Source organism: Allobosea sp. 05T422_2 (genome assembly GCF_056396265.1).
Map to the genome: position 1 here is coordinate 1 of NZ_JBFTLD010000030.1, position 26,421 is coordinate 26,421.

Annotated in this window: 28 protein-coding genes; 12 read left to right on the forward strand and 16 right to left on the reverse strand. The window is 65.0% G+C overall.

Translation table 11 applies throughout. From position 1 onward, the window contains the following. Window positions 1-746: ROK family protein (locus tag AC1DJT_RS08165; protein WP_476833878.1), on the forward strand; the 746-nt coding region annotated here is incomplete at its 5' end. A 4-nt stretch (window positions 747-750) separates the two neighbouring features. Here AC1DJT_RS08165 and AC1DJT_RS08170 read toward each other — a convergent pair. The 8 genes from AC1DJT_RS08170 to AC1DJT_RS08205 all read right to left on the reverse strand — a co-directional run bounded on the left by AC1DJT_RS08170 (window position 751) and on the right by AC1DJT_RS08205 (window position 6,895). Next, window positions 751-1,680: an alpha/beta hydrolase gene (locus AC1DJT_RS08170; protein ID WP_476833879.1), complete on the reverse strand. Its 930-nt coding sequence runs from the start codon at window positions 1,678-1,680 to the stop codon at window positions 751-753. A 163-nt stretch (window positions 1,681-1,843) separates the two neighbouring features. Further along, window positions 1,844-2,602, reverse strand: a complete 759-nt coding sequence (soxA, locus tag AC1DJT_RS08175) for a sulfur oxidation c-type cytochrome SoxA (RefSeq protein ID WP_441505708.1) — start codon at window positions 2,600-2,602, stop codon at window positions 1,844-1,846. A 9-nt stretch (window positions 2,603-2,611) separates the two neighbouring features. Continuing rightward, window positions 2,612-2,935 carry a thiosulfate oxidation carrier complex protein SoxZ gene (locus AC1DJT_RS08180; protein ID WP_069878835.1) on the reverse strand — a complete coding sequence of 108 codons (324 nt, stop codon included), beginning with the start codon at window positions 2,933-2,935 and terminating at the stop codon, window positions 2,612-2,614. 13 nt (window positions 2,936-2,948) lie between these two features. Further along, on the reverse strand, window positions 2,949-3,443 hold the full coding sequence (locus tag AC1DJT_RS08185) for a thiosulfate oxidation carrier protein SoxY (protein ID WP_441505709.1): 495 nt from the start codon (window positions 3,441-3,443) through the stop codon (window positions 2,949-2,951). Continuing rightward, window positions 3,406-3,855 (reverse strand): sulfur oxidation c-type cytochrome SoxX, encoded by a 450-nt coding sequence (gene soxX / locus AC1DJT_RS08190; RefSeq protein WP_441505710.1) that lies wholly within the window; start codon window positions 3,853-3,855, stop codon window positions 3,406-3,408. The genes AC1DJT_RS08185 and soxX overlap by 38 nt, the downstream gene beginning before the upstream one ends. A 10-nt stretch (window positions 3,856-3,865) precedes the next feature. Then, entirely contained in the window at window positions 3,866-6,058 is a 2,193-nt protein-coding gene (locus tag AC1DJT_RS08195; RefSeq protein ID WP_476833880.1) for a xanthine dehydrogenase family protein molybdopterin-binding subunit, read from the reverse strand. 124 nt (window positions 6,059-6,182) lie between these two features. Continuing rightward, complete coding sequence (locus AC1DJT_RS08200) at window positions 6,183-6,650, reverse strand: (2Fe-2S)-binding protein (RefSeq protein WP_476833881.1); 468 nt, start codon at window positions 6,648-6,650, stop codon at window positions 6,183-6,185. A 95-nt stretch (window positions 6,651-6,745) separates the two neighbouring features. Beyond that, window positions 6,746-6,895, reverse strand: coding sequence for a hypothetical protein (locus tag AC1DJT_RS08205; RefSeq protein WP_441505713.1), 150 nt, complete (start codon window positions 6,893-6,895; stop codon window positions 6,746-6,748). 222 nt (window positions 6,896-7,117) lie between these two features. Between AC1DJT_RS08205 and AC1DJT_RS08210 the strand changes: the two genes are divergently transcribed. Then, window positions 7,118-9,736 carry a DUF3772 domain-containing protein gene (locus AC1DJT_RS08210; protein ID WP_476833882.1) on the forward strand — a complete coding sequence of 873 codons (2,619 nt, stop codon included), beginning with the start codon at window positions 7,118-7,120 and terminating at the stop codon, window positions 9,734-9,736. 4 nt (window positions 9,737-9,740) lie between these two features. Further along, a complete protein-coding gene (locus AC1DJT_RS08215; RefSeq protein WP_476833883.1) occupies window positions 9,741-10,268 on the forward strand; it encodes a CAP domain-containing protein in 528 nt (175 codons plus the stop codon). A 31-nt stretch (window positions 10,269-10,299) separates the two neighbouring features. Here AC1DJT_RS08215 and AC1DJT_RS08220 read toward each other — a convergent pair whose 3' ends face one another. Beyond that, window positions 10,300-11,124, reverse strand: coding sequence for an OmpA/MotB family protein (locus AC1DJT_RS08220; RefSeq protein WP_441492520.1), 825 nt, complete (start codon window positions 11,122-11,124; stop codon window positions 10,300-10,302). A 14-nt stretch (window positions 11,125-11,138) separates the two neighbouring features. Next, window positions 11,139-11,909, reverse strand: a complete 771-nt coding sequence (locus tag AC1DJT_RS08225) for a motility protein A (protein WP_441505715.1) — start codon at window positions 11,907-11,909, stop codon at window positions 11,139-11,141. A 141-nt stretch (window positions 11,910-12,050) separates the two neighbouring features. Here AC1DJT_RS08225 and AC1DJT_RS08230 point away from each other — a divergent pair, with 141 nt between their 5' ends. After that, window positions 12,051-13,868 carry a glucan ABC transporter ATP-binding protein/ permease gene (locus AC1DJT_RS08230; RefSeq protein ID WP_476833884.1) on the forward strand — a complete coding sequence of 606 codons (1,818 nt, stop codon included), beginning with the start codon at window positions 12,051-12,053 and terminating at the stop codon, window positions 13,866-13,868. Between the two features lie 174 nt (window positions 13,869-14,042). Here the strand turns inward: AC1DJT_RS08230 and AC1DJT_RS08235 are convergent, their stop codons facing one another. Next, window positions 14,043-14,246 carry a hypothetical protein gene (locus AC1DJT_RS08235; RefSeq protein WP_476769437.1) on the reverse strand — a complete coding sequence of 68 codons (204 nt, stop codon included), beginning with the start codon at window positions 14,244-14,246 and terminating at the stop codon, window positions 14,043-14,045. Between the two features lie 180 nt (window positions 14,247-14,426). Between AC1DJT_RS08235 and AC1DJT_RS08240 the strand changes: the two genes are divergently transcribed. Continuing rightward, entirely contained in the window at window positions 14,427-14,753 is a 327-nt protein-coding gene (locus tag AC1DJT_RS08240; protein WP_441505717.1) for a DUF1330 domain-containing protein, read from the forward strand. Window positions 14,754-14,895: 142 nt separating this feature from the next. Then, window positions 14,896-15,999: a calcium:cation antiporter gene (locus tag AC1DJT_RS08245; protein ID WP_476833891.1), complete on the forward strand. Its 1,104-nt coding sequence runs from the start codon at window positions 14,896-14,898 to the stop codon at window positions 15,997-15,999. Here the strand turns inward: AC1DJT_RS08245 and AC1DJT_RS08250 are convergent. The 3 genes from AC1DJT_RS08250 to AC1DJT_RS08260 are packed head-to-tail and all read right to left on the reverse strand — an operon-like array spanning window position 15,989 to window position 19,046. Beyond that, window positions 15,989-17,281 (reverse strand): HlyC/CorC family transporter, encoded by a 1,293-nt coding sequence (locus AC1DJT_RS08250; protein WP_441492515.1) that lies wholly within the window; start codon window positions 17,279-17,281, stop codon window positions 15,989-15,991. The genes AC1DJT_RS08245 and AC1DJT_RS08250 overlap by 11 nt on opposite strands. Window positions 17,282-17,294: 13 nt before the next feature. Beyond that, window positions 17,295-18,437 carry a 3-dehydroquinate synthase gene (gene aroB, locus AC1DJT_RS08255; RefSeq protein WP_441505718.1) on the reverse strand — a complete coding sequence of 381 codons (1,143 nt, stop codon included), beginning with the start codon at window positions 18,435-18,437 and terminating at the stop codon, window positions 17,295-17,297. Between the two features lie 18 nt (window positions 18,438-18,455). Continuing rightward, window positions 18,456-19,046 (reverse strand): shikimate kinase, encoded by a 591-nt coding sequence (locus AC1DJT_RS08260; RefSeq protein ID WP_441492513.1) that lies wholly within the window; start codon window positions 19,044-19,046, stop codon window positions 18,456-18,458. A 156-nt stretch (window positions 19,047-19,202) separates the two neighbouring features. Between AC1DJT_RS08260 and AC1DJT_RS08265 the strand changes: the two genes are divergently transcribed. Both AC1DJT_RS08265 and xerD read left to right on the forward strand, forming a co-directional pair. Beyond that, window positions 19,203-19,349: a histidine kinase gene (locus AC1DJT_RS08265; RefSeq protein WP_441492512.1), complete on the forward strand. Its 147-nt coding sequence runs from the start codon at window positions 19,203-19,205 to the stop codon at window positions 19,347-19,349. Continuing rightward, the gene (gene xerD, locus AC1DJT_RS08270) at window positions 19,346-20,275 is read left to right on the forward strand and encodes a site-specific tyrosine recombinase XerD (RefSeq protein ID WP_476833885.1); all 930 of its coding nucleotides are present in this window, start codon (window positions 19,346-19,348) and stop codon (window positions 20,273-20,275) included. The genes AC1DJT_RS08265 and xerD overlap by 4 nt, the downstream gene beginning before the upstream one ends. A gap of 42 nt (window positions 20,276-20,317) precedes the next feature. Here the strand turns inward: xerD and AC1DJT_RS08275 are convergent, their stop codons facing one another. Then, the gene (locus AC1DJT_RS08275; protein WP_441505720.1) at window positions 20,318-21,238 is read right to left on the reverse strand and encodes a LysR family transcriptional regulator; all 921 of its coding nucleotides are present in this window, start codon (window positions 21,236-21,238) and stop codon (window positions 20,318-20,320) included. A gap of 48 nt (window positions 21,239-21,286) precedes the next feature. Here AC1DJT_RS08275 and AC1DJT_RS08280 point away from each other — a divergent pair, with 48 nt between their 5' ends. The 4 genes from AC1DJT_RS08280 to AC1DJT_RS08295 are packed head-to-tail and all read left to right on the forward strand — an operon-like array spanning window position 21,287 to window position 25,216. Continuing rightward, a complete protein-coding gene (locus AC1DJT_RS08280; protein ID WP_441505721.1) occupies window positions 21,287-22,267 on the forward strand; it encodes an alpha/beta hydrolase in 981 nt (326 codons plus the stop codon). A gap of 34 nt (window positions 22,268-22,301) precedes the next feature. After that, window positions 22,302-23,624 carry an MFS transporter gene (locus AC1DJT_RS08285; protein ID WP_476833886.1) on the forward strand — a complete coding sequence of 441 codons (1,323 nt, stop codon included), beginning with the start codon at window positions 22,302-22,304 and terminating at the stop codon, window positions 23,622-23,624. Between the two features lie 48 nt (window positions 23,625-23,672). Then, window positions 23,673-24,407 carry an SDR family NAD(P)-dependent oxidoreductase gene (locus AC1DJT_RS08290; protein WP_441505723.1) on the forward strand — a complete coding sequence of 245 codons (735 nt, stop codon included), beginning with the start codon at window positions 23,673-23,675 and terminating at the stop codon, window positions 24,405-24,407. After that, on the forward strand, window positions 24,404-25,216 hold the full coding sequence (locus AC1DJT_RS08295) for an SDR family NAD(P)-dependent oxidoreductase (protein WP_441505724.1): 813 nt from the start codon (window positions 24,404-24,406) through the stop codon (window positions 25,214-25,216). The genes AC1DJT_RS08290 and AC1DJT_RS08295 overlap by 4 nt, the downstream gene beginning before the upstream one ends. A gap of 157 nt (window positions 25,217-25,373) precedes the next feature. On the opposite strand, the gene AC1DJT_RS08300 is transcribed toward AC1DJT_RS08295, so the two are convergent. Continuing rightward, window positions 25,374-26,399: an ABC transporter substrate-binding protein gene (locus tag AC1DJT_RS08300; RefSeq protein WP_441505725.1), complete on the reverse strand. Its 1,026-nt coding sequence runs from the start codon at window positions 26,397-26,399 to the stop codon at window positions 25,374-25,376. Window positions 26,400-26,421 lie beyond the last annotated feature (22 nt).

Here is a 26,421-nt window from a genome sequence, read left to right on the forward strand (position 1 = left end):
AGCGTATCGTGGTCGGCGGCGGATTCCGCCAGAGCAGGGTCGGCGAGCTTGCGATCGCGCGTGCCGGCATCATCCTGCAGACCGACGGACATAGTATCGACCTTGTGCCGATCCGCCATCATCCCGACGAGGCCGGGCTGGTCGGTAGCGCCCATCTTGCGCCGAAATGGATCTTCGAGGCCTATGACAGCCTCGTCGCCGTCGATATCGGCGGCTCGAATATTCGCGCCGGCATCGTCGAGCTGCGMCAGGACAAGGCGCCTGACCTCGCCAAGGCCAAGGTCTGGCAATCCGAACTCTGGCGCCACGCCGACGAGGAGACCAATCGCGACGACGCAATCAAGCGGCTCGGCAAGATGCTCGATGCCCAGATCAAGCAGGCCGGCAAGGCGGGCCTCCGCGTTGCTCCCTTTATCGGCGTCGGCTGCCCCGGCCTGATCGAACGGGACGGCTCGATCGACCGCGGCGCGCAGAACCTGCCTGGCAACTGGCAAAGCAGCCGGTTCAACCTGGTCGAGAGCATCCGCGAGATGGTCCCCGAGATCGGCGGACACGAGACGACGGTCGTGATGCATAACGACGCCGTCATCCAGGGACTGAGCGAGATGCCGTCAATGCAGGATGTCGAGCATTGGGCGGTGCTGACCATCGGCACCGGCCTTGGCAATGCAAGCTACCAGAACCGGACGAAGCCGAAGGGCCGCGGCAAGGCCAAGAATGGAAAGGCCGACGATAAGAAGGGCTGACCGCTCAGCTCCGCTTTGCCGGCAGCGCCCACATCAGCCCACGCGTGATGATCGCGGGGAAGACAGTGAGATGATCCTCGTCCTGGATGATCTCCGTGGTCAGCTTCAGGCMGGGATAGTTGTGCGAGCGGAGCGCCTTCTCGAATTCCTGCAGGTCGGCGATCATGTCGAGCTTGCCGCTATAGCGCGGCGAGGCCTTGCTGATCGTCTCGAAGGAAGCGATCGCCATCAGCACATCGGCCTTCAGGTCCTTGTTCGTCTCGGCATAGGTGCGCTCGCGCGCAAGCATCACCTTCTGGTCGTACCAGAGCGAAGGGCTGCCGATGATATAATGCGAGAACATCTTCGGCTCGGTCAGCAGGATGTGGACGCCGAGCAGCCCGCCATAGGAATGGCCGGCAAAGATGCTGCGATTGGTGTCGGTGCGATAGGTCGCGGCAACGAAGGGCATCACCTCGTCGGCAAGAAAGCGGCGATAGGGCTCTGCTTCGCCGAAGATCGGTGTCCGGCCGGATTCGTCCTTCGTCTTTTCGCCATTGGGCGTCGGCGTGTAGTCCCGGCGGCGGCTGAACTGCGGCGTGTCGCCGAGCGCGTAGGAGAGACCGACCAGAATGAACTCTTCCAGCCCCTGGCCGCGATTGCCGACCCGGCGGGCAATGCTGCGCACCAGCGGGAAGGCGTAATCGGCATCGGTGACGAACAGCACGGGAAAGCGCCGGCGTGGCGAGGAGTGATAGGAGACCGGCAGGCTGACATAGATCTCGTAGTCGCGCTGCAGCGTCTTGGCATGGATCGTCCGGACCTCAGTGTCCTTCAGAACGAAGGGCGCCGGACTCGACGGGACCGCAACAGCAGCCGGAGGTTCKGGAGCCGGCTGGGCAACGGCAACGCTGGCGAACCCGAGGGCGGCAAGCAGGACAGGCAGGCGAGGCATTCGCCGGATCTCCGACATGAATGTGCCGGGATCGTGACGGTTCCCGGTCGGTCCGCCAAGAGCTAAAGCATCGGCCCGAAAAGTGGATTGCGGTTTTCGGGAAAGCMGATGYAATCACAGATGGTTAGATCATCGGACCGGATACGATATCCGGTCCGATGATCTAACGCCGCATGGCCGGCGTCTCGATCGGCAGGCCGCGCGCACGCCCGGCAAGATAGAGCTCGAGCGCCAGATATTCCGGCGCGCCGTAGTCGAACTGCGTCGCCCGGACGCCGAGCGAGCAGGCGCGCAAGCGCCGATGCAGCGAACCGACGCCGTCCCATTCCAGCCGATAGGCCGGATAGCCGGTCCCCGCGCCATGGCTGATCGTGTCGCCGCGCAACTTCTGGCCAACCAGCCCGTCATGGCATTGCTTGCAGGAGAGGTTGAGCTGCCCCTGGCGGCGCTCGAAGAAGGCCCTGCCCGCGTCGTAGAAAGGTTGTGCCGGACCGCGGGTCTCGACGTCCATCGGCAAGCCCCGCGACAACGAAGCGACATAGGCCGTCAGCGCCAGAAGCTCACCGCTCTCATAGCCGAAGGCCGGCTGCTTCTGCCGCTCCACGCGGCACTGTTCGATGCGCCCCTCGAGATTCAGGAGCTGCCCGGTGCCGGCATCCACCCGCGGATAATGCGTCGCCGCGCCACGCAGGCTCCTCTCCGGCTCGGCATGGCACTGGCTGCAGGCCTGGCTGGCCCCCGGCTTGCGACTGAAAAGTTCCTGACCCTGCTCGACCCAGAACCAGGCCGGGTTTCGCGTCGGATCATCCTGCTGCCGGCGCAGATCGGGCGACAGGAAGGCGCTCCCCGAGGTGATCTCTTCGCCGCCCGCGGCTGTGCCGAGCGTCGCGATCAGGAGTCCCAAGGCCAGCTTCAACCACATCGCCCGGGCTCACGTCACCGTCAGCCTGGCCGTCCGGGTGAAGACCGCTCCGCCGTCCTCGCGCCATTCGAAGACGATGTCGCCCGTCTCGACCGCGCGCGTCGTGAAGGAGACGAAGGGATTGGCCGAGACCCCCGTATACATGTCGAGCCGGAAGATCGGTTCCCCGGAATAGGTCGCCGTCAGCCGGTTCAGGATTTTCCGCGGAACGGTGCCTCCCTTGCCGTCGGATTGGCCGCCGCGATCCATCGGATGCCGCGTCAGAACGCGGATCTCGATGATCTCGCCGGCGCGAGCTTCCGTCGGCATGCTGATGCGGGCGTTGAATGCCATCGGAGATCTCTCCTCATCCGCCGTCGATGCAGGCGCTCAACGTCACGACGACATCGGCATCGCTCATGAGATAGCCCCCCGTGCTGAGCGCAGCGACGACGGTAACCTTCTGCGAGGTCGCCAGCCGCAAAGTGGTCGCGACCTCGGCGCGGCCGGAGCGGGGGCCAAGATGAAACCGCGCCATGTCCGGGAACGGGTTCTTCTCGGCGATAAGATGAATCCAGCGGACATGGTCCGCCTCCGTCATCGGGCTCTCGACCACGATACTCGTATCGACCGAATTGCCGTTCTCGACGAGCGCCGGAATCTCCAGCGTGATCCTGCCGCGCTCCGGCACCGCGCCATCGGTCAGCCGCGCGATCAGCTCCGGCAGCGCCGGCTGCGTCGCAGCCATCGCCACCTTCGGCAGGCTGGCAAGGCCGATCCCGGCCGCAGCACCGACGACGATGTCACGCCGGCTCGGGGCGGACTCAGAATGTCTTGAGAGTGGCGAGATAGGCAACGACATCCTCGATCTCCTGCTCCGACAGAGCCGGCTTGCCACGATAGACCGGGCCGACATCGTGCAAGCCCTCGGTCCGGTAATAGGGCGGCATCACCGTCTCCGGATTGAGCCGCGATGAATCGACCAGCCTCAGCCTGATCTGCCCGGCGTCGAGCCGGGCCCCGATGCCGGCCAGTGGCGGTCCTATCGCACCCTGGAACGGCTCTGCCGGATCCGCCCCCTGATGACAGATCAGGCAATTGCCGCGCTCCCGGTCGCGCAGGATGGCCTGCCCTCGCGCCACATCGCCGACACGCGCGCCGAGAGCCTTTGGAATCGCGTCCCCGACGACGGCGTAGGGCTCCAGCGCCGCGCCCGGCCGGGAGGAAGCCAGTCCTCCGAGCAGGAGGGCTGTGGCGAAGCCGAGGCGCGTCACACGCCGGGTCCTAGGCCTTCCGCAGATCCATGTTCTTCAGCGGGACCGAGCGCACACGCTTGCCGATCGCCGCGAAGATCGCGTTGAACACCGCCGGGGCGGCAACCGCGATCGTCGGTTCGCCGACGCCACCCCAGAAACCGCCGGACGGAACGATCACCGTCTCGACCACCGGCATCTCATCCAGGCGCAGCACGGTGTAGGTGTCGAAATTCTCCTCGACCATGCGCCCGTCCTTGACCGTGCACTCGCCATAGAGCGCCGCCGAAAGGCCATAGACGAAGGAGCCCTCGACCTGGCGCTCGATCTGGGCCGGGTTGACGGCGTGGCCCGGGTCGGTCGCCGCGACGATACGGTGAATCTTCAGCTTGCCCTCTGCGCTGACCGAAACCTCCGCGACCGCCGCGACATAGGAGCCAAAACCCATGGTCTGGCAGATGCCGCGATAGACCCCGGCCGGCAGGGTCTTGCCCCATTCCGCCTTCTCGGCGACCGCATTGAGAACTGCCAGATGCTTGGGATGGTTCTTCATCAGCGCCCGGCGGAATTCGAGCGGGTCCTTGCCCGCCGCATGGGCGAGCTCGTCCATGAAGCATTCGAGATAGATCGTGTTCTGGTTCAGGTTCACGCCGCGCCAGAAGCCGGGCGGCACATGCGGATTGCGCATCGCATGGTCGATCAGCAGATTCGGGATGCCATATCCGATCGAAGCCTCCGGCCCCGGGGGATTGAGGCCCTGGAAGACGGCGGGGTCACGCCCGTTCTGGATGTTCTGCGGGAAGATGCCGGCAACGATCGACTGGCCGGAAATGCGCATGTGCAGCCCGGTCAGATTGCCATCCTTGTCGAGCCCGCCGGTCAGTTTGCACTGCGTCACCGGGTGGTAGCGGCCATGCAGCATGTCCTCCTCGCGCGACCAGACAAGCTTGATCGGCGTGCCGGGAATCTGCTTGGCGATGGCAACCACTTGCCTGACCCAGTCATGCACCGCGCCGCGCCGGCCAAACCCGCCGCCAAGATCGATCTTGTAGGCCTCGCATTTGGCGATCGGCAGTCCCGAGGCTTCGGACGCCGCAGCCAGTGCCGCCTCCCCGTTCTGGGTCGGGGTCCAGACCTCGCAGCGCTCCGGCGTGTAGCGCGCCGTCGCGTTCATCGGCTCCATCGTGGCGTGGTTCTGGAAGGGGTAGGAATAGACCGACTCGACGACACGCGCCGCCTTGGCGATCGCAGCCTTCGCGTCTCCGACCTGGTTACCGATGACGGCTTCGGGCGCATCGAGACCTTCCTTGAGCCAAGCAGCGATGCTCTCGCTCGAGACCTTGGCATTCTCGCCATTGTCCCACTCGATCGGCAGCGCATCGAGTGCCGTCTTCGCCTGCCACCAGGTCTCGGCGACGACGGCGACGGCCGTCTCGCCCACCGGCACGACATGCGTCACACCCGGCATGGCCTTGACCTTGGCAGCGTCGAAACTCTTCACCTTGCCGCCGAAGACCGGGCAGTCCTTGATTGCGGCATTGAGCATGCCGGGCATCTTCAGATCGATGCCGTAGATCTTGGCGCCATTGGTCTTGTCGACCGTGTCGAGCCGCTTCAGCGGCTTGCCGGCAATCGTCCAGTCCTTCGGATCCTTGAGCGGAACATCCTTGGGAGCCTCGAGCTTCGACGCCGCCTCGGCGACCTGCCCATATCGCAGCGAGCGGCCGGAAGCCTTGTGCGTGATGATGCTCTTCTCGGCGGAGCACTCCGCCGCCGGCACGCTCCACTGGTTCGCGGCAGCCCGGATCAGCATCATTCGCGCCGCCGCGCCGCCCTTGCGGACATACTCATGCGATTCCCGGATGCCACGGCTGCCACCCGTCGAAAAATTGCCCCAGACGCGGTTGCGCGCGACGTTCTKGCCCGGCGTCGGATATTCGGTCGTCACCCTGGCCCAGTCGCAGTTCAGTTCCTCGGCGACGAGCTGGGCGAGCCCCGTCAGCGTCCCCTGCCCCATTTCGGAGCGGGCGATGCGGATCACCACCTTGTCGTCGGGATGGACCACCACCCACGCATTGATTTCCTTGACGGCCCCCTGCGCCATCGCCTCGCCAGCGAACGGTATGGCAAAGCCGAAGGTGAAGGCCCCGGCCGCCGCAGCGGAGCCGGCGAGCATGGTGCGGCGGGACAGGGTCGCAGATGTGTCAGCCGAGGCAGAAATCATATCGTTCTCCAGATTCCGTTAGGGAAGCAGGGGAGCAAGGGCACCTGGCCCGTCGCGCTCGACCCTACCCAGGCGAAACGTGAAACATGCGGACCGACGCTCAGCCGGGCCGACGCGAAGAGGCTTAGCCCCGGCCGAGCGTGCCGCTGGCCGCCACATCCAGGATTGCCGCCTTGACCCGCGTATAGGTGCCGCAACGGCAGATATTGGTCATTTCATTGGCGATATCGGCGTCGCTCGGCTTGGGATTGGCCTGGAGGAGCGCAGCAGCGGCCATGATCATACCGCTCTGGCAGTAGCCGCATTGCGGAACATCATGAGCGATCCAGGCTTTCTGCACCGGATGCGATCCATCCGGCGAAAGCCCTTCGATGGTGACGATCTTCTGTTCCGCCGAAACGGCACTCACGGGGAGAGCGCAGGAGCGCGCCGCGACCCCGTCGATATGCACGGTACAGGCACCGCATTGCGCGACGCCGCAGCCATATTTCGTTCCGGTCAGGCCGATCTTTTCGCGTATCACCMAAAGCAGCGGCGTGTCGCCATCGACCGCCACATCCACCACTTTGCCGTTTATGCTCAGCTTCGCCACCGCAACCTCCCGGTTCGATTTCAGAAGAGTGGCGAGAGAGCCAGCGCGCCTCGCCAGGAGTCCACCGTGCCAACGGGCACGCGGACAGATTGTATTTAGATGAGATTGAAATCCAGAAAGCGACCTTGAGCCAATGCCAAAAGTGCGAGCGCCGCGCCCGTATCCCAGACGCTCCGCTCCGGGATGACCTGTACGATCCCAGCAGGATCGACCCAAAAATGCGCAATCAGCCCCCTGATCGCCATGATCACGTCCTGATTATCGACGATCAGGGCAATCCTCGCATTTCGCTGACTGCTCCATTTCTCACATCAATGTGATGAATCAGGCGCCAGTTCGGCATTCCCAGCAACAAGGTGCCGTCCTTGCCCCATCCGACGCATTTTCCGATCTCGCCTTGCCTTACGCAGCTGGAGAGGGCGAGGTGCGGCATCGCGTCGAATCAGCCTGAACGAGCCAGGATCGCCATGACGGCCCGCGCCATACGAGAGGTTTCCATCGCCACGGCGTGGCGCGCCGCACTGGCAGCGCTTGGGCTTCTGGCCATAGCCCTGATCTTTGCCGCACAGAGCTGGGCCCAGGCTCCCGATCCGGCCCCGGCCAGGACGCGTCTCGACGCAGCGCGTGCCGAACTCGCCCAGATCGAGACCCTCTTCGCCAATCCGAATGCGACCGATGCCGAGCTGCAGCGCCACCGGCTCAGGCTGCAGCCTCTGCTCGAACAGCTCCGCCATATCACCGAGGAACAGGCTCCGAAGACCGAGCAGGCCAAGTTGCGCATCGAGCAGCTTGGCCCGAAGCCCGACGCAAAGGCGCCGGCCGAATCCGCCGAAGTCGTCCGAGAGCGCGAAACGCGAGAGAAGGCGTTTGCCGACGCTGACGAGACTTTGAAGATCTCGCGCTCGGCCCTTCTCCAGGCAGAACAGCTTCTGGCCAGCATCGGCGACCGGCGCCGCGACCTCTTCGCCAAGGCCTTGTTCGCGCCGGGGCCCGCCATCGTCAACCCGGAGCTCTGGGGCGCAGCACTGTCGACCTCGCCGGAGGACATGCGCGCGTCCGGCCTGATCTTCGGGGACTGGCTCTCCGTCGTCGTCGAAGCATCCAGCACGGCCCGCGGAGCGCTTGTCGCTGTCGCCCTCCTCGGCGCGATCCTGCTCTACGTCGCCCGTGCACGCTACCTGCCGCGCTTTGCGGAACGGCTCGATCCAACAGGCGATACCAACAGCTTGCGCTGCCTTCACGTCGCGCTCGCCCATATCGTGGCCGGTGCGGCCCCACCGGCGCTCGCAAGCTGGTTGATCTACGCCGCGCTCAAAACTGCGGGCCTCCTGCCGCCACGCATCCAGCCGGTCATCTGGGCGATCGTCGTCGGGCTCGCGATCTTCGCTTTCGTCCAGGCATTGGCCGACGCGCTGTTTGCTCCCAACAAGCCGCAGCGGCGCCTTGTCAGCGTCATGGACTCGACGGCCCGGACCGTGGTCTGGATCGCGGCGTCGCTCGCGCTCGTTGTATCGACCGGCAAGGTGCTCGAGGCCTGGCTCCAGGCCATCGCCGCCAGCCTGGCATCGTCGATTGTCGTCCGCGGCGTGGTTGTGCTCGTCTTCGCGGCGGTCCTGATCGCCGGGCTTTACCAGCTTCGCGACGACAAGGAAGTCGAGGAGGAGGCCTGTCTCGGCCCCTATGTGGCAGTCGATGGCGCCTCGCTCGGGCCGATCCGCATCTTCGGCTGGATCGTCGGCCTCGTCATCGCATTGGCTGCATTGACGGGCTATGTCGTCTTCGCCTCCTTCCTGACCGAGCAGGTGCTCTGGCTCGGCATTCTCGCCTGCCTGTTCGTCCTTGCCTACCAGCTRCTCGATCTCGGCATCAGCGAGCTCTTGACCGGCAACGGACATTTCGCGCTGACCCTGAAGGCCGGCGTCGGCATCCGGGGCTCGGCGCTGCAGAAGATCGCCGTCATCGTCACCGGGCTGCTCAAGCTCGTGCTGATCGTGGTGACGTTGATGCTCGCGCTGGCCCCCTGGGGCCTGGAATCGGTCGATTTCCTGACATCGCTGCGCGCCGCCTTCTTCGGTTTCCAGGTCGGCGGCGTCACGATCTCGCTGTCCTCGATCATCGTCTCCGGGTTGCTCTTCGCGCTCGCCCTGACGGCGACACGCGGCGCCCAGGGCTGGCTTGAAGGCAAGTTCCTGCCGACGACGCAGCTCGATACCGGTTTGCGCAACTCGATCATCACCGCCGCCGGCTATCTCGGCTATGCCGCAGCCGTCGCGCTCTCCGTCTCTGCGCTGGGTCTCAGCCTCGAACGCCTGACCCTCGTCGCCAGCGCCCTCTCCGTCGGTATCGGTTTTGGCCTGCAGTCCGTGGTCTCGAATTTCGTCTCGGGGCTGATCCTGCTGTGGGAGCGCCCGATCCGGGTCGGCGATCAGGTCGTGGTCGGCGACGCGGAAGGCATCGTCAAGCGCATCAATGTCCGCTCGACCGAGATCGCGACCTTCGATCGCTCGACCGTGATCGTGCCGAACTCCAACCTCGTCTCGGGTGTGGTCAGGAACCGGGTGCGCGCCGATCGCACCGGCCGCTCGCTGATCTCGATCACCGTGCCCAGGAGTTTGGACGCGTCCGACGTGCGCACGATGCTCGCCGAGGCCGCCCACTCCCATGGCGACGTGTTACAGAAGCCGCCGCCAACCGTGCAGTTCAAGAAGATCGGCACCTCGACGATGGATTTCGACCTGATCTGCGTCGTCGCGGATGTCGACATCGTCGGCCGCGTCACCAGCGATCTCAACTTCGCCATTCACAAGCGCCTGACCGAAATGGAAGGGCCGGCAGCCGGCGCAGAGCTGCTCGTCAAGGGCCTCGACGGAATCKAACAATCGCTCGGAGACATCGCCGCCGCCGTCGGGCGCGAAACAAAGCCTTCGCATCGCAAGAAAGCCGTAACCACCGCGCGCGCATCAAGGCCCCGCCTCCTCAACGGTGAGACGGGGGAGGAGGAGGAGCCGGAGGAGCAGGTGCGGCGCGAAACCACGCACGCGCCCGAGCCGGCCAAGGATGCGTCCAAGGACGACAGCAAGGAATGATGCGATGCCCAAGCCTTTCCGTGCAGCCGCCGTGGCGCACCGAACCGTGACCTGCCCCGCCCTCGTCGCCGGTGCGCTCGCCGTCTTCGGCATTGCCGGCTGCACCGAGCCTGCCCGGACCAGCCAGCCCGCTTTCTACCGCGATCTCGGCTCGCCCTCGGCCCGGGTCGATGCAAATGAGGCGCGCGCCATGATCTCGGCCTACCGGATGAACCACGGGCTCGGCACGCTGAAACTTGATCCGGCCCTGGTCGAGGCTGCCGAGCAGGAGGCCGGCGCCATGGCCGCGGCCGACAAGCCAGTCCAGGCCGAAGCCGTCAAGGCGCGGCTGGCGCGGGCCGGCCAGCCGGGAGCGGAAGCCAATCTGTCCRCCGGCTATCGGCGGTTGGCCGAAGCTTTCTCGGGCTGGCGCGACTCGCCGCAGCACGACCGTGTCATGAAGACGCCGGGCGCCACCCGCATGGGCATTGCCACCGCCTATGCGCCGGGCTCGAAATATCAGGTCTACTGGGCACTGATCCTCGCCCCCTGAGGCAAGGCTGACGCGCTGAGACGAAGCTGCCTCAGGGTTTCGCGCCGAAGGGCAGCGGCGGTGCATCCGCCTTGAGGACGATCCCGACACGGCGGTTATAGGCGAGATAAGGATTGTCCTTGATCAGCGGCTCGGTGTCGCCCTTGCCGGTGACGGAGGCGAAGCGGTCATCCGGGACACCCGTATTGCTGAGGATCTCGCGGACCGCCGCGGCACGCGCCACGGAGAGCTCCCAGGGATTGCCTTCCGGGGCCGCTCCGGGACGTGGCGCCGCCGTATGGCCCGTGATCGCGATCTTGTTGGACATCCGCCGCAGCGTCGGGGCGACGGCCGCGAGCAGCTTGCGCATGCGCTCGTTCGGCTGCGCCGAGCCCTCGGCAAACATCGCCCGCCCATCCTGATCGACGAGCTGGATATCGATGCCCGCCTCGGAAACCTCCACCAGGATGTTACGCGAGAGCTCGGCGATCTCCGGCATCTCGCGCAGGGCCTGCCGGAGCGAGGCGGCCGCGAGCGCAAAGCCACGGTCATGCGTCGCCGAGACCAGGCCGTCTTCCTTCTGCTGGTTGTGGTTGGGCGCTGTCGTGTCGGACGCATCGCTGAGCGGCCGGATATAGGCGTTCTTGATATGGGTCTTGGTCGGGATGCCGTCGACCTCGACGATGCCGGCGAGCCGCATGTCGGTCTGTGTGCCGAAAGCCTCGCGCATCGAGCCCGCGACGATCTGGAGCTTGTTCTTGTCCTGGCTCGAATAGGCCGCGACCATGACGAAGAACGCCATCAGCAGCGCCATCAGATCGGCGAAGGTCACGAACCAGCCGTGACCGCCATGGCCGCCGCGATTTTTCTTCGCCATCGCTCAGGTTTCCGTCAGGCCGCTTGGGCCATCTCGGCCCGATGATGGTCGGGGAGATAGGCGAGCAGCATTTCGCGCACCAGCGTCGCGCTCTTGGCATCGCGCATCTGCAGGACGCCGTCGATGATCAGCGTGCGCGAGATCTCTTCTTCCTCGAGCTTGATATGCAGCTTGTCGGCGATTGGCAGCGTGAACATGTTCGCGACCATCGCTCCATAGAGCGTCGCGAGCAGCGCCGTCGCCATGGCGGGGCCAAGCTTGGACGGGTCGCTCATATTGGCGAACATCGTCACCATGCCGAGAATCGTGCCGATCATGCCCCAGGCCGGGGCGCAGTCGCCGATGGCGCGATAGACCTTCGAACCCTCGTCGAGCCGCTGCAGGAAGTTGTCGCGGTCACGCTCCATCGTGTCGCGGATGAACTCCTTGTCATAGCCGTCGGCGATGTAGCGCAGGCCCTGGGCCAGGAACGGATCGGAGACCTCGACGTTTTCCAGCGCGACAGGGCCGCTCTTGCGGGCGATCTCGGCGACGCGCGTGATCTCGTCGATCAACTCGCGCGGATGGATCGAGCGCATCGTGAAGGCGAAACGGAAGCCCATCGGAATGCCATGGGCAATCACGGTGAACGGGAAGCGCAGCATGGTCGCGGCCGAGGCACCACCGAAGATGATGATCGCGGCGTGCTTATCCCAATAGGCGGCGAAATTGCCACCATCGATCATGATCAGCGAAATGATTGTCGCGATACCGCCCAGAATGCCGACGCCGGTTGCGATATCCATTTAAGCCATCCTGATCCACGCAGATCCAGCACCCGCGCAGCGCCCTGTCTTGGCAGTCTGGTAACCATAGCGGGAGCGGTTTGAACGAAGCGTTAAGCTTGAGCACTTGCTCAGGCCCGCGGCTCGGATAATGCTCCGCGGATGTCCTTGTTTGCGCTCTATGCCCGCGTCCTCGGCGAACTCGGCCCCGAAAAGCGGCTGGGGCTGATCCTTGCGCTCGCCAATATCCTGCTGGCGGCCGCAGCCTTCGCCGAGCCGATTCTGTTCGGCACGCTGATCGACAGGTTGACCAGCATCCAGAGCTCCGGCCAGCGACCAAACTGGAGCGACATCAATGTCCTGATCGCGGCTTGGGTCGGCTTCGGGCTCTTCAATATCGGAGCCAGCGTTTTCGTCGCCCTCCATGCCGACCGGCTGGCCCATCGCCGCCGCCTCGCCGTGATGGCCGACTATTTCGAGCATGCCCTGACCCTGCCGCTGGCCTACCACACCCAGACTCATTCCGGCCGGGTGCTCAAGGTGATGCTGGAAGGCACCAGCGGCATGTGGGCGCTATGGCTCTCCTTCTTCCGCGAACACTGCGCCAGCTTCGTCGCGCTCTTCATCCTGCTGCCCTTCACCCTCTGGAAGAACTGGCAGCTCGGGCTGCTGCTGATCAGCCTCGTCGTGCTCTTTGGCACGCTGACGGCCTTCGTGCTGCGCAAGACCGAAAAGCTCCAGAGCAATGTMGAAGGTTACCACTCCAACCTTGMCGAACGCGCCTCGGACGCGCTCGGCAATGTCCCGGTGATCCAGAGCTTCACCCGCATCGAAGCGGAGGTACGCGGCCTGCGCTCCACCATCGCCAGCCTGCTGGAGGCGCAGCTTCCGGTGCTGTCCTGGTGGGCGATCGCGACGGTGGCAACCCGCGCCTCGGCAACGCTCACCGTGCTGGCGATCTTCGTCGTCGGCACCTGGCTCCTGATGATGGGGCAGACAACCGTCGGTGAAATCGTCACCTTCATGGGCTTCGCCACCATGCTGGTCGGCCGGCTTGAGCAGATCGTCTCCTTCGTGAACTTCATCTTCATGCAGGCGCCGAAGATGCGCGAATTCTTCGGGGTGCTCGACACCATGCCGGCCGTGCGCGATCTCCCGGGCGCGCCCGATGTCGGCCGCCTCGAGGGCCGCATCACCTTCGATGACGTTTCGTTCTCCTATGACGGCAAGCGCGCGGCGGTCGCCGACGTGTCCTTCGCCGTCGAGCCCGGCGAGACCATCGCCATTGTCGGCTCGACCGGCTCCGGCAAGTCGACCACGCTCGGCCTGCTGCACCGCGCCTTCGATCCGCAATCCGGCCGTATCCTCGCCGATGGCAGTGATATTCGGGACATCTCGCTGCTCAGCCTGCGCCGCAATATCGGCGTCGTCTTTCAGGAGCCGATGCTCTTCGCTCGCTCGATCCGCGAGAATCTCACCGTCGGCAAGCCCGACGCGACCGATGCCGAGATGCTTGAGGCGCTCGACCGGGCCCAGGCGACCGAAGTCATGGCGCGCCAGACCGACGGGCTCGACACCCTGGTTGGCGAACGCGGCCGCACGCTGTCTGGCGGCGAGCGCCAGCGCCTTTCGATCGCGCGCGCGCTCCTCAAGAACCCACCGATCCTGATTCTCGACGAAGCCACCTCCGCGCTCGACGCTGCCACGGAAGTGAAGCTCCAGAAGGCGCTCGACGAGGTGATGAAGGGCCGCACGACTTTCGTCATTGCGCACCGCCTGGCCACCATCCGCAACGCCAACCGGATTCTCGTTTTCGAGCAGGGCCGCGTCATCGAGATGGGCTCCTTCGACGAACTCGTCGCCAGGGGCGGACGCTTCGCCGCGCTCGCGCGGGCGCAGTATCTCGTCACCGACAAGCCGGTCGCGATGCTGGCAGAGGACGCGGTCAGCCCGCTCGCCCAGAAGCTMGCCGCCGATTGACCGCGTGCTGCACCGGACGGCCTTGGATCATCGGCTGTGCCGAAAACCGCAATCCATTGTTCGAGCCGATGCCTTAGATCATCGGACCGGATATCGTATCCAGTCCGATGATCTAACCCTTTGTCTTTGCATCGGCTTTTCCGAAAACCGCAATCCACTTTTCGGGCCGATGCCTTAGCGCGGCCTCTCCTTGTCCGGTTCGTGATGCAGACAGGGATCGAGCTTCACATGGTTGGGTCCGACCCGTTCGAAGCTGCCGCTGGCCACGACCCGGTCGCCGAGCTTGCTGCCATTCTCGGCATAGGTGACGCACAGAACCTGCGGATCCGGCGCATGACAGAGCGCGAGATAGACCAGCGCCCCGTCGAAGCGGACCATGGTCAACTCTCCCTCGAACGAAGGAGACGCTTGGTCATGCCCCAGCTGTCGCGCGGGTTTGCGGCGGGATTGCGAACGGGTTGCCGCGATAACCCTGGAGGTAATCGACTTCATTCCATCTGCAGGCGAAGGTCGCGACATCGGCAGACCAGCCCGGCTGACAACGAAGGGGATTTCACGATGAAGACCTACGCCATGGCCCACCTCACCCACGTCGCTCTGGGACCTGAGATCATTGGCTATCTCGAAGGTATCGATGCGACGCTGGCACCGTTCCAGGGGCGCTTCATCATCCATGGCGATCCGCCGGAGCTGCTGGAGGGCAGCTGGTCGGGCGACCTGATCGTGATCGAGTTCCCGAACCGTGCGGCCGCGAAGGCCTGGTACGAATCAGAGGCCTATCAGGCTATCCTGCCCTTGCGCATGCGCAATTCGTCCGGCGCGGTCTTTTTCATCGATGGTGTTTCGTCCGACCATCTGGCGACGGATGTGCTACGCCGACAGTGAATACTTGCGAATGAGGCGCGGCGGAGCCAACGATCCTCCGACGCCGCGCGTATATCCCTCGGTCCATCGCCCGGCGTCCTCGCCGGGCGATGTCTCGTTTGTCGTCCGCCCGCCACAAGGATGGGGTCTGTCTTTGACCAGCATGATCATCCKCCTCATCTGCGCCTGGGCCTCGGTCCTTGCTTATCTGTTCTTCGGCAAGACGATTCTCGGGCAGCTTGGCTCCCCCGTCCTGTCCATGCTGATCTTTGCCTGGTTGCTCGGCATCATCGCCTGGTCGGCGATCGGCGTCGTGCATGAGGCGGAGGAACTGGCGCACAGGCTGGGCGAACCCTATGGCACGCTGATCCTGACGCTCTCGATCGTCATCATCGAGGTGGCGCTGATCGGGGCCGTGATGCTCGGGGCAACCGGGGCGCCGACACTTGGCCGCGACACGATGTTCGCCGTGCTGATGATCGTGCTCAACGGCGTCGTCGGCATCGGGCTGATCTTCGGCGGCCTGCGCCATTTCCAGCAGAGCTACAATCTGCAAGGTGCCACCGCCTATCTGGTCGTGATCATCCCGCTGACGGTCATCGCGCTGGTTCTGCCGAATTTCACCACCTCGACCAGCGACGGCACGCTGACCAACGTGCAGGCCATCTGCTTCTCGCTGTTCACCCTGGCGCTCTACGCGGCCTTCCTGATCCTGCAGACCGGCCGCCACAGCGATTTCTTCATCGAGCCTGACATGCCGGCACGCACCGGCGAAGCGCAGCCTCAGGTCGAAGGCGTCGGGCACGCCGCGTCCGGGAGCATCCTGCCCAATATCGGGCTGCTCCTGGCCAATATCCTGCCGATCGTCATCCTGGCGAAGAGCCTGGCGGCCGTGCTCGATTTCGGCATCGCCAAGCTCGACGCCCCCCCGGCGCTCGGCGGCATCCTGATCGCGATGGTCGTCTTCACGCCGGAATGCATTACGGCCCTGCGCGCGATCAATGCCAACCAGCTCCAGCGCGCGATCAATCTGTGCCTGGGTGCGGCAGCCTCGACGCTTGGCCTGACGGTGCCTGCCGTGCTGGGCATCGGCCTTCTCACCGGCCAGCCGGTCACGCTCGGCCTGTCGGCCACCAATATGGTCATCCTGGCGATGACGCTGATGCTGAGCACGCTGACTTTCACCGGCTCACGCACGACGATGCTGGAAGGCGCCGTGCATCTCTGCGTCTTCTTCGTCTTCCTGGTGCTAGTGTTCAGCCCGTAGCGGCGAGGGCAAGCGCCAGGGGGGTGATCCGGAGCGAGGTCACGCGGTTGCGGCTCTTGCGCACCACTTCGAACTTGAAGCCGTGGAAGGTGAAGGCCTGCCCGGCCTCGGGGATGGTGCGGGCCTCGTGAATGACGAGGCCGGCAATCGTTGTCGCCTCCTCGTCGGGCAGGTCCCAGTCCATCGCGCGGTTCAGGTCCCGGATCGGCACTCCGCCATCAACGACCACCGACCCATCCACCTGCTGGCGCAGGCCCGGCACCGCGATGTCATGTTCGTCGCGGATATCGCCGACGATTTCCTCGAGGATATCCTCGAGCGTCACCAGCCCCATCACCTCGCCATACTCGTCGACGACAAGCGCGAAATGGGTCTTGCGCGCCAGGAAGGCCTTGAGCTGATCAGGCAGCGAGGTCGTGACCGGGGTGAACCAGGGCGCGAGGGCGATCTGCGCCACGTCGAGCTTGCCGGCATCCCCGCCGGCAGCATCGAGCGCCCGCAGCAGGTCCTTGGCGTGCAGGATGCCGACAATGTTCTCCGGCTTGTCGCGCCAGAGCGGCATCCGCGTATAGGGCGAGGCCAGGACCTCGCGCACGATCGCTTCCGGTCCGATATCGAGATTGATCGTCCGCATCTTGGTGCGGTGGATCATCACGTCCTCGACGCCGAGCTCCTTCAGGTCGAGCAGCCCGCCGAGCATGTCGCGATCGGCCTTCTTGACCGCCCCCTCCTGGTGCATCAGGTCGACCTGACCACGCAGCTCTTCATTCGGTGAAAGGATCGACTGGTTCTCGTCGATACGGATGCCGAAGAGGCGCAGGAAGCGCCGAACAAACCATTCGATCGCCAGTGTCAGCGGGCCCAGCACGGCAACGACCCAGGCCACCGGCCGCGCCAGCCGCAGCGCCGCCTGGTCGGGCTTCGCGATCGCCGCTGTCTTCGGCATGATCTCCGCGAAGATGATCACGAGGACCGACATCACGGCCGTCGCATAGATCACCCCGGCATTGCCGAAGGCCGCGACCAGCACGCTGGTGGCGAAGGCCGAGGCACCGATATTGACGACATTGTTGCCGATCAGCATGGCGCCGATCAGCCGCTCCCGCGTCGCCAGCAGCCGCATCGCGATGCCGGCCCGTCGGCTTCCCGCCTTCTCCAGCGCGGCGATCCGGGCTTTCGAGGCAGCCGTCAGCGCCGTCTCGCTGCCCGAGAAGAAGGCTGATAGCAACAGGCAGATCAGGACGATCAGCGCGGCCAGCCAGGGGTTGATGTTCTCGAGCATGGTCCCAGCGTGCTCAGGCGGCCGCGAGCTCGGCCTCGATGAAGTCCCTGACCTCGTCCGCCGCGACGCCCGGCGCGATGAAGCTCTTGCCGATGCCGCGCGCCAGGATGAAGGTCAGCACGCCGCGCTTGACCTTCTTGTCCTGGGTCATCGCGGCAACGATCTCCTCCGTGCTGCCGGCCCCGCCCGGCACCTGCTGCAATCGGCTCGGCAGGCCGACGGCATCGAGATGCGCCGCGACCCGCCCTGCATCCTGTCCGGAACAAAGGCCGAGCCGCTGCGAGAAGCGGAAGGCGAGCGCAAGACCGATCGCCACCGCCTCGCCATGCACCAGCCGGTTCGCGTCATAGCCGGTTAGGCGCTCCAGCGCGTGAGCGAAGGTGTGGCCGAGATTGAGCAAGGCGCGGTCCCCCTCCTCGCGTTCGTCCCGTGCCACGATCGCCGCCTTGGCGCGGCAGGACACGGCGACAGCATGATCGCGCTCGGGTCCGCCTGCAATGATGCGGCTCCAGTTGACTTCGCACCAGTCGAAGAAATTCGGGTCGCCGATCAACCCGTATTTCACAACCTCGGCATAGCCAGCCTTGAACTCCCGCTCGCTCAGCGTATCGAGCAGCGCCGTGTCGGCAATGACCAGGGCTGGCTGGTGGAAGGCGCCGATCAGGTTCTTGCCATGCGAGGAGTTGATCCCTGTCTTGCCGCCGACCGAGGAATCGACCTGCGACAGCAACGTCGTCGGGATCTGCACGAAGCGCACGCCGCGCCTGAGCACGGCCGCCGCGAAACCGGTCAGGTCGCCGACCACACCGCCGCCAAAGGCGATGACGAGATCGTTGCGCTCGATCTTCGCAGCGAGCAGCGCGTCGCAAAGCGCCGCGAACCGAGCATAGGATTTCGATGCCTCGCCGGGCGGGATCTCGATCCGCGTGGTCGCGACGCCGGCCTGTTGGAGGCAGGTTTCGAAGGCGGGCGCATGCAGGCCGGCGACATGCTCGTCGGTGACCAGCGCCGCCTTGGCGCCAGGCGCGAAGCTGGCGATCAGGCTCGCCGCCTCGCAAAGCTGGTGGCGGCCGATATGGATGTCGTAGCTGCGCCCTTCGAGCGCAACGGGAACCACGATCCGCGCGCCGGACTTCTCGTTCGCAGGTTTGATCATGTCTTCGCTCTCAGCAGCTCAAAGGCTCTCAAGGGAACGCAAATGGCGATCGAGCGCGACTATCGCCTCCTCGACGACGACCTCATGGGGGTCATCGCGCGAGGTCACCGTTACATCAGCCAGAGCATAGACCGGTTCGCGCTCCGCCAGCATCCGCCGCATCGTCGCTTCAGGGTCGGCAGTCTGCAGCAGGGGCCGGTTGGAGCGCTTGCGCACCCGGCGCATCAGCACATCGGCATCCGCCTTGAGCCAGATCGAGATGCCGAGTTCGATGATGCGCTCCCGCGTTTCCGCGTTCATGAAGGCGCCGCCCCCGGTMGCGAGCACCAGCGGCGCGCGTGTCGCCAGAACCCGGCTGATGACGCGTCTCTCGCCGTCACGGAACTCGGTTTCGCCGCGCTGCGCGAAAATCTCGGGAATCGTCATGCCGGCCGCAGTTTCGATTTCGACGTCGGCGTCGACGAAAGCCAGGCCGAGCCGCGTTGCCAGCCGCCGCCCCACGGAACTCTTGCCCGAGCCCATCATGCCGACAAGCACGACTGCGCGCTTCCCGAGCAGACTGCGCAACTCGGAATTGTCCAGGTTCTCGATGGGGTCGGCTATTGTCATCGCGGCATTTCCTCGCAGCCGGTCTAGCATGAGCCGTCAGCCGACGTCATGCCCTCACGACGCTGATGAACCGGTCTGCACTTGCGCGAACCGCCAGGCATCGGGAATAACCGGATAGTCCTGAATCGGGGCAAGGTTCCAGGAGACATCCGGCCCGTGCCGACCCTCTTCAGATTCATCGCCTTTCTCGCCATCGTCGGCGGGCTGATCTTCGCCGGAATGATCGCGCTGGTCACCTTCGTCCAGCCCGAGCAGCGCGAGATGGTCGAGATCGTGCCACCGTCCAAGCTGCAGCAGCGATGAGCCGGCTGGCGCGCAGCCGGATCACGGCCTTTCTCGACATGCTCGCGGCGGAGCGCGGCGCGGCGAAGAACACGCTCGAGGCCTATGAGCGCGACCTCGACGACTATACCGGCTTCATCGCCGGCCGCGGCGACCTCGGCTCCATCGGCGCCCAGGACATCCGGGACTGGCTCGCCGATCTTGCAGCCCGTGGATTGAAGGCGTCATCGACGGCGCGCCGGCTTTCCGCGGTGCGCCAGTTCCATCGCTTCCTCTATACGGAAGGGCTGACGGGCGCCGACCCCTCCGCCGCGATCGACGGACCAAGGCAGGGCCGGCCGCTGCCCAAGGTCATTTCCGTCGCCGATGTCGATCGCCTGATCGAGACGGCGCGGCTCCTCAGCGAACGCGATGGTCTTACCCCGGCGGCACGGCTGAAGGCCCTGCGCATGCGCTGCCTGATCGAGATGCTCTACGCCACGGGCCTGCGCGTGTCCGAACTGATGGCGTTGCCGCTCTCAGCGGCAACGACGCGCGAGCGCTTCCTTGTCGTGCGCGGCAAGGGCAACAAGGACCGGCTGGTGCCGCTGAACGACGCTGCCCGCGAGGCCRCACGCAGCTATCTGGAGGCCCTGCGCCAGGCTGGAAGCGCGGACGGCCGCTGGCTCTTCCCGTCCGACGGCGAGAGTGGGCATCTGACGCGCCAGGCCTTTGGCCGCGACCTCAAGATGCTGGCCGGGGCAGCCGGCTTATCCGCGGCGCTGAGCCCGCACGTGCTGCGCCACGCCTTCGCCAGCCATCTGCTGCAGAACGGTGCGGATCTTCGCGTCGTGCAGGAACTGCTCGGCCATGCCGATATCGCCACGACCCAGATCTACACCCATGTCCTCGACGAGCGCCTGAAGAGCATGGTGCGCGACCTGCACCCCCTGGCCGACGAGAGCTGATCGCCAGGCCCCGGGAAGACCGGAATTGCGAGGCCGCCCCGATCAGCGCGGGCCTTCTGCAAGGGCGAGCGTGCCGAGGCGGGCGGCGACGGCCCTTGCCGCCATTTCGAGATCTCGGGGCCCTGAGCGGTGATCGAAAGTGCGCCAGGTCAGGGCGCTCTGGATCGGCGGCAGATCAATCTCGATGAACTCGACGCCAGGATGGGCGAAGTAGTTCCGGGCTCGCGAGGTCAAGGTCATGACGCATTGGCCGGCTGCGACCGCGACCAGCCCTTCTCGCACCGTCGCGATCTCGGGACCGTCGGCGATGGCCTGCCCCGACGGGGTCACACGCGGAAAATGATAGTTGCACCACTCGTCGGACGCTGCGCCGGCGGGCAATCGGACCATTCGCTCGTATTGCAGCTCTTCTGGATCCACCAGCTTGTTGGCCGCCAGGCGGTGTCCGCTCGGCACAACGAGCGTGCGTGCATCCTGGAAGAGAATGGCGCCTCGCGTCAGGCTGTGTGTCGCAAGCGGCAGCCGCGCCAGCGCCACGTCGACCTTGCCGTCCAGGACCGCCGATCCCTGGTTCAGATAGTTGAGCTCGACGAAGCGGAGCGAGATGTCGGGACGAGAGCGCGCGAATTCCGCAACCACCGCCGATGTGAGCTCGTAGAATCCACCGCCGAGATAGCCGACGAGCAATTCCGTCTGCTGGCCCTGAGCGCGTTTGCGCGCATCGCCAAGCGCCGCCCTGAGAGCATTGACCGGCGGTTCGAGATCCTTCAGCAGAGCTTGCCCGAGAGCTGTGAGCGATACGCGCCGGCTCGTCCGCTCAAACAGCCGACCTCCGAGATGGCTCTCGAGAGATTTGATCGACTCCGATACGACGGATTGCTTCACGCCCAGTGCTTCGGCGGCCTGGCCGAAGTGCAGCCGGTGAGCCACGGCCAGGAAGCAATCGAGTTTGCGGAGATCCATGGCGCCTGATCAATCGGGAATACCGATTGATAAAGTTGTTTTGCGGCGTTGATCAAGAGGCACCATTCGCCAAAACCTCTTGAAAATACATCCGCTCCCGCAGCCAGCGCCAAGGCGGATCAGGAGGACAGGCGAATGGACGTTTCAACCACCCCCGTGGAATTTCGCGCCGGTGAGGATGTCATTCGCGGCTCCTTCCATCTGCCGTCGACGAGCGGACCGCTTCCCGCCGTTGCCCTCGGACACGGCTGGGGAATGGTCGCGGGCGGTGATCTCGAGGACTATGCCCGCATCATTGCGGCACAGGGCATCGCCTGCCTGACCTTCGATTATCGGCGGCTCGGCAAGAGCTCCGGACTGCCCCGCCAGGAGATCGATCCCGCCTGGCAGCAGGAGGACTATAGGACTGCGGTCACCTATCTTTGTTCGCGCCCCGACGTCGACGTGCAGCGCATCGGGATCTGGGGAACCAGCTACAGCGGAGGCCATGTCCTCGTAGTCGGTGCCACCGATCGCCGGGTGAAATGCGTCGTGAGCCAGGTTCCGACGATCAGCGGCTACCTGTCCGGCCTGCGGAAGGTCCATCCGCGCCACGCCGAGACGCTCCAGCGCTTTTTCGCGGATGACCGGTTGGCGCGCCTGAACGGACAACCGCCAGGCACGATGCGCGAGGTCGGGCAGGATGAAGGGCCGGACGTCGCCTATCCCGGCGCGGAATCATACGACTACATGATCGGACAGGCCGCGCGCTGCCCCGAATGGCGCAACGAAGTGACCATCCGATCTCTCGAACTCGCGCGCAGCTACGAGCCAGGTCAATGGGTGTCGCGGATCGGGCCCGCAGCGCTCCTGATGATCGTTGCCGACAACGACCTTCAGACGCCGACCGATCTTCAACTCGACGCCTTCACCCAGGCGCGCGAGCCCAAGGAATTGCTGCTGCTCCAGGGCGGCCATTACTCCGCCTACCAGCAGCATTTCGAGACGACGAGCAGCGCGGCAGCGCGCTGGTTCTCGACCCATCTCTAAACAGAACGGCCAAAGAGCCACCAGGGAGGAATTCATGTCAGCCGATATTCTGGCGGGCGGCGAGGCCGCGCGTCCGCACKATCGTGTCGCTAGGAGCAAATCGCTCCAGTCGCTCCGAGCCGCCGCCGTCGGGAATCTGCTCGAGTGGTTCGACTGGACGCTCTATGGCACCTTCGCCGTCTATCTCGCAGCCAACTTCTTCGAGAAGACGGACTCCACATCCGCGCTGCTCTCGACGCTCGCCGTCTTTGCGGTTGGTTTCGTTGCGAGACCGATCGGCGGCATCATCTTTGGGCGCTTCGGCGATCGGATCGGCCGCAAGAACACCCTGATCGTGACGATGTCGACGATGGCTGCGGCCAGCCTGATGATCGCCCTCATCCCCTCCTACGCGAGCATCGGAATCTGGGCGTCGGCGCTGTTGCTGATCGCACGCCTGCTGCAGGGCCTGGCGCATGGCGGAGAGTCCGGCGTCTCCTATGCCTATGTTGCAGAGATCGCTCCCGCCGAAAGGCGCGGCCTTTGGGCAAGCAGCGTCTTCATCAGCGTGACGCTCGGCGTCATGGCGGCGACCCTCCTCGGTATCGTGCTGACGTCGCTATTCTCGCCGGCGGACATGATGGCCTATGGCTGGCGTCTCGGCTTCGCCTTCGGTGGTATCCTCGGTCTGTTCGCGCTCTACATGCGCCGCGCCGCGCATGAGTCCCCGGTCTATGACGCGGACGAAGCCACACCTGCGGTTGTCGCGCCGATGAATGGCCGCGACAAACTCCAGATCCTGCTGAAGGTGGTCTTCTTCTCGGCCGGCTCCAATGTCGCCTACTACACCTGGGTGACCTTCGCTCCGAGCTTTGCGATCTCCGCGCGCGGAATGGATGCCCGCGGAGCCCTCATCGCGAGCCTGCTCGCTCAACTCGTCGTTCTCTGTCTGCTGCCCTTGTTCGGGCACCTCGCAGACAAGGTCGGCCGCAAGCCGATGGTGTTCATCTATGGGCTCGGACTGATCCTGGCTCCGATCCCGGTCGCAGCGATTCTGACAAACGAGCCCTGGACCCTCTTCCTCTCTCAAGGCATCGGCCTGGCCGTCTGGGCGATCATCGCCTCGATCTACCCGACCCTGATCGCAGAGCAGATCCCGACCCAGCAGCGGGCGCTCGGAGTCGGCTTCCTGTCGTCGCTTTCGGTCGCGATTTTCGGAGGCACGGCCCCTTATCTCAACGCCTGGCTGAGCTCGATCGGACTGTCCTGGGTGTTCTCGCTCTACATCATGGTCCTCGGCGCCCTCGCCGTCATCGCCGCCATCATGATCCGCGAAACCCGCGGCGTCCCCCTCAGCCAGATCCGCAGCGGTCGCTGACCAACCGGGCCGCACAGCGTGCGGCCCATTCTTCCAGGAACGGGAACCATGCAGGATTGCCAGAAGGCCCATCGGGGCAAGATCGCCGTCGTGACCGGCGCGAGCGGCGGCATTGGAGCAGCCATCTGCGCGAAGCTGAATGCCGAAGGCGCCAGGGTCGTTGCGCTCGACCGCCAGGACGGACCAGGGTCGGCCGGCATCGATCGCCGGATCGTCGACATCGCGAATACGGCCGCCCTGCAGGATACCGTCGCGCAGATCGCAGCCGATCACGGCCGCATCGACATCTGGGTGAACAACGCGGGCTTCCTGGAACGCCAGGCCGCACTCGACATCACGGTCGATGACTGGAGCAAGTCGATCGACGTCAATCTGACGGCGGCATTCTTCGGGGCACAGGCCGCTGCGCGGGTCATGAAGGACGGCGGCGGTGGTTCGATCGTCAACCTCTCAAGCTATGCCGGCCTGAAGGCCCGGCCCAACTGCGCTCATTATGCTGCTGCCAAGGCCGCAATCGCGCATCTGACGTCCTGTCTCGCGATCGAGTGGGGCCCCCTGAACATTCGCGTCAACGCCATCGCCCCCGGCTATATCGAGACCCCGATGAGCGCATGGATGCATGCCGATCCCGAGCAGAAGGCGATCTATCTTGGTCGGACGCCACTCGGACGCATGGGGCAGCCGACAGAGATCGCGGATTCCGTGAGCTTCCTCGCTTCCGATGCCGCCGGCTACATCACCGGCCACGTTCTGGGTGTCGACGGAGGCATCGGCAGGTCATGAGTTCGTCCTTCTGGCAGGATCGGGTCTTCGTCGTCACCGGTGGGGCAAGGGGGCAAGGCGCTGCCGAGGTGTCCCGCCTTCTTGCGGCCGGCGCGAAGGTCGTGGTCGCCGACGTGCTTGGCCCCGACGACCCGCATTGGTCAGTGCTCGGCGACACAGCGGACAGGCTGAGTGTCGTCACGGCCGACATATCGCGGGAGGAATCCTGGGCCGAGATCCTCGCCGCAGCCGGCACACTCGGAGGCTCGCTCTCGGGGCTGGTCAACAACGCCGGCATCACGCTGCGCAAGACCGTTACGGAGACCACGCATGACGAGTGGCTGGCCGTGCTGAACGTCAACCTCAATGCCGCCTTCCTGGGTATCCGGCACCTGGCGCCGCACATGGCCGACGGCGGGTCGATCGTGAACGTGTCTTCCACGGCTGGCCTCACCGGCTATTTCAGCGCCGCCTACACCGCCAGCAAATGGGGGCTGCGCGGTCTCGCGAAGGCGGCTGCCATCGAACTGGCGGCTCGGGGAATTCGGGTGAACACGATCTGCCCGGGGCTGGTCGATACCCCGATGATCAATCAGCCCAACGGAGGCTACGACGCTCAGCGCGCAACCGCCTTCTTCGAAGGGAACCGGATGATGACGCCACTCGCGCGTGGTGCCGACCCGGACGAGATCGCCGGCGCGGTGATGTTCCTGCTCGGACCCGATAGCCGCTTCATCACCGGCACGGATCTCGCCGTCGATGGTGGCATGATCGGCGCCGGTATCTACACGAAGATCGGGCGCGACGTCGGGACTGTACAGCCCGCGTAGCCACGACCGCGGCGCGCACCAGTAATCGCGAAGGGCAGAATCTCCCTGTGTCATGCGACGTTGACGAGCATAGAAAACAATCACCGACGCCTGGTCACAAACCAGCGACGGATCGGTCAGGACGGTGCCGATCGCGCCGCCCTGCCGCCATGGCCGATCAATTTGCCGTGTAGACCAGCTCGCGCTCCGCCTTGGGCGGAAGGAACTGGCGCGAAAAGATCTCTTCGGGCTTCGGCTTGCGGGCGAGCTGATAGCCCTCGGCAATGATGTCGATGGCGCGCGCCATGCGGTCGTCCTTGGTGTCGCCGACACCGATTTCCTTCATTTCCGGCGAGACGATCAGCTCGCTGAAGGAGTATTGCAGCCGCTTCTTCTCGACAGCCTCGTTGACGAGATTGTCGAAATTCATCACGCCCTTCATGCCGAGGGCCTGGTCCTTAGCGATCTCGATCATGGCCTTGTTGGTCGCACGAACGAGCCCTGCCACCGCCTTGGGGTTATCCTTCAGCAGCTTCTGCGAGACCATCAGCCCGTTGGAATAGAGGTCGAGCCCGTAATCCCCGAAGCTCAGCCAGTTGAAATCCTTGTCGGGATCCTGCCGGTTGAGAAGCAGGTTGAAGTAGCCGGTGATGTTGAAGACGAGCGCGCCGTCGACATCGCCCTTGATCAGCAGCGGCTCCTGCAGGTTGGGCGCCATGTTCGAGAGCTTGATCTTGCTGATGTCGAGGCCATTCTTGCGGGCGAAGACCTCGAGCAGCCGGGTCGTCGGGGTGCCCTGTGCCCCACCCAATGTCTTGCCTTCGAGGTCCTTCGGTGTGGTGATGCCGGTCGCCTTCTTGCTCGAGATGGCGAAGGGCGGCCGGTTCCAGATCATGTACACCATCACCGGCGCTTCGCCCGGCTTGGCAGCCGCGTTCTGGATGATGGCGTTGACGTCGCCGAAGCCGGCGTCATAGGCGCCGCCCATGATGCGCGTCACCGTCGCGCCCGAACCCTCGCCCTGGTCGATCACGACGTTCAAGCCCTCTGCCTTGTAGTAGCCCTTGTCACGGGCGACGAAGAACACCGCATCGGAGCCCTGGGTCTTCCAGCCCAGCGTGAACTTGAGCGTCGTCTCCTGCGCCATGGCGGAGTTGGCCAGTGCAAGGCCTGCGAACAGCGTCGCGGTCAACGTCTTGAGCATCCTCATGTCCCCTCTGGTTGAT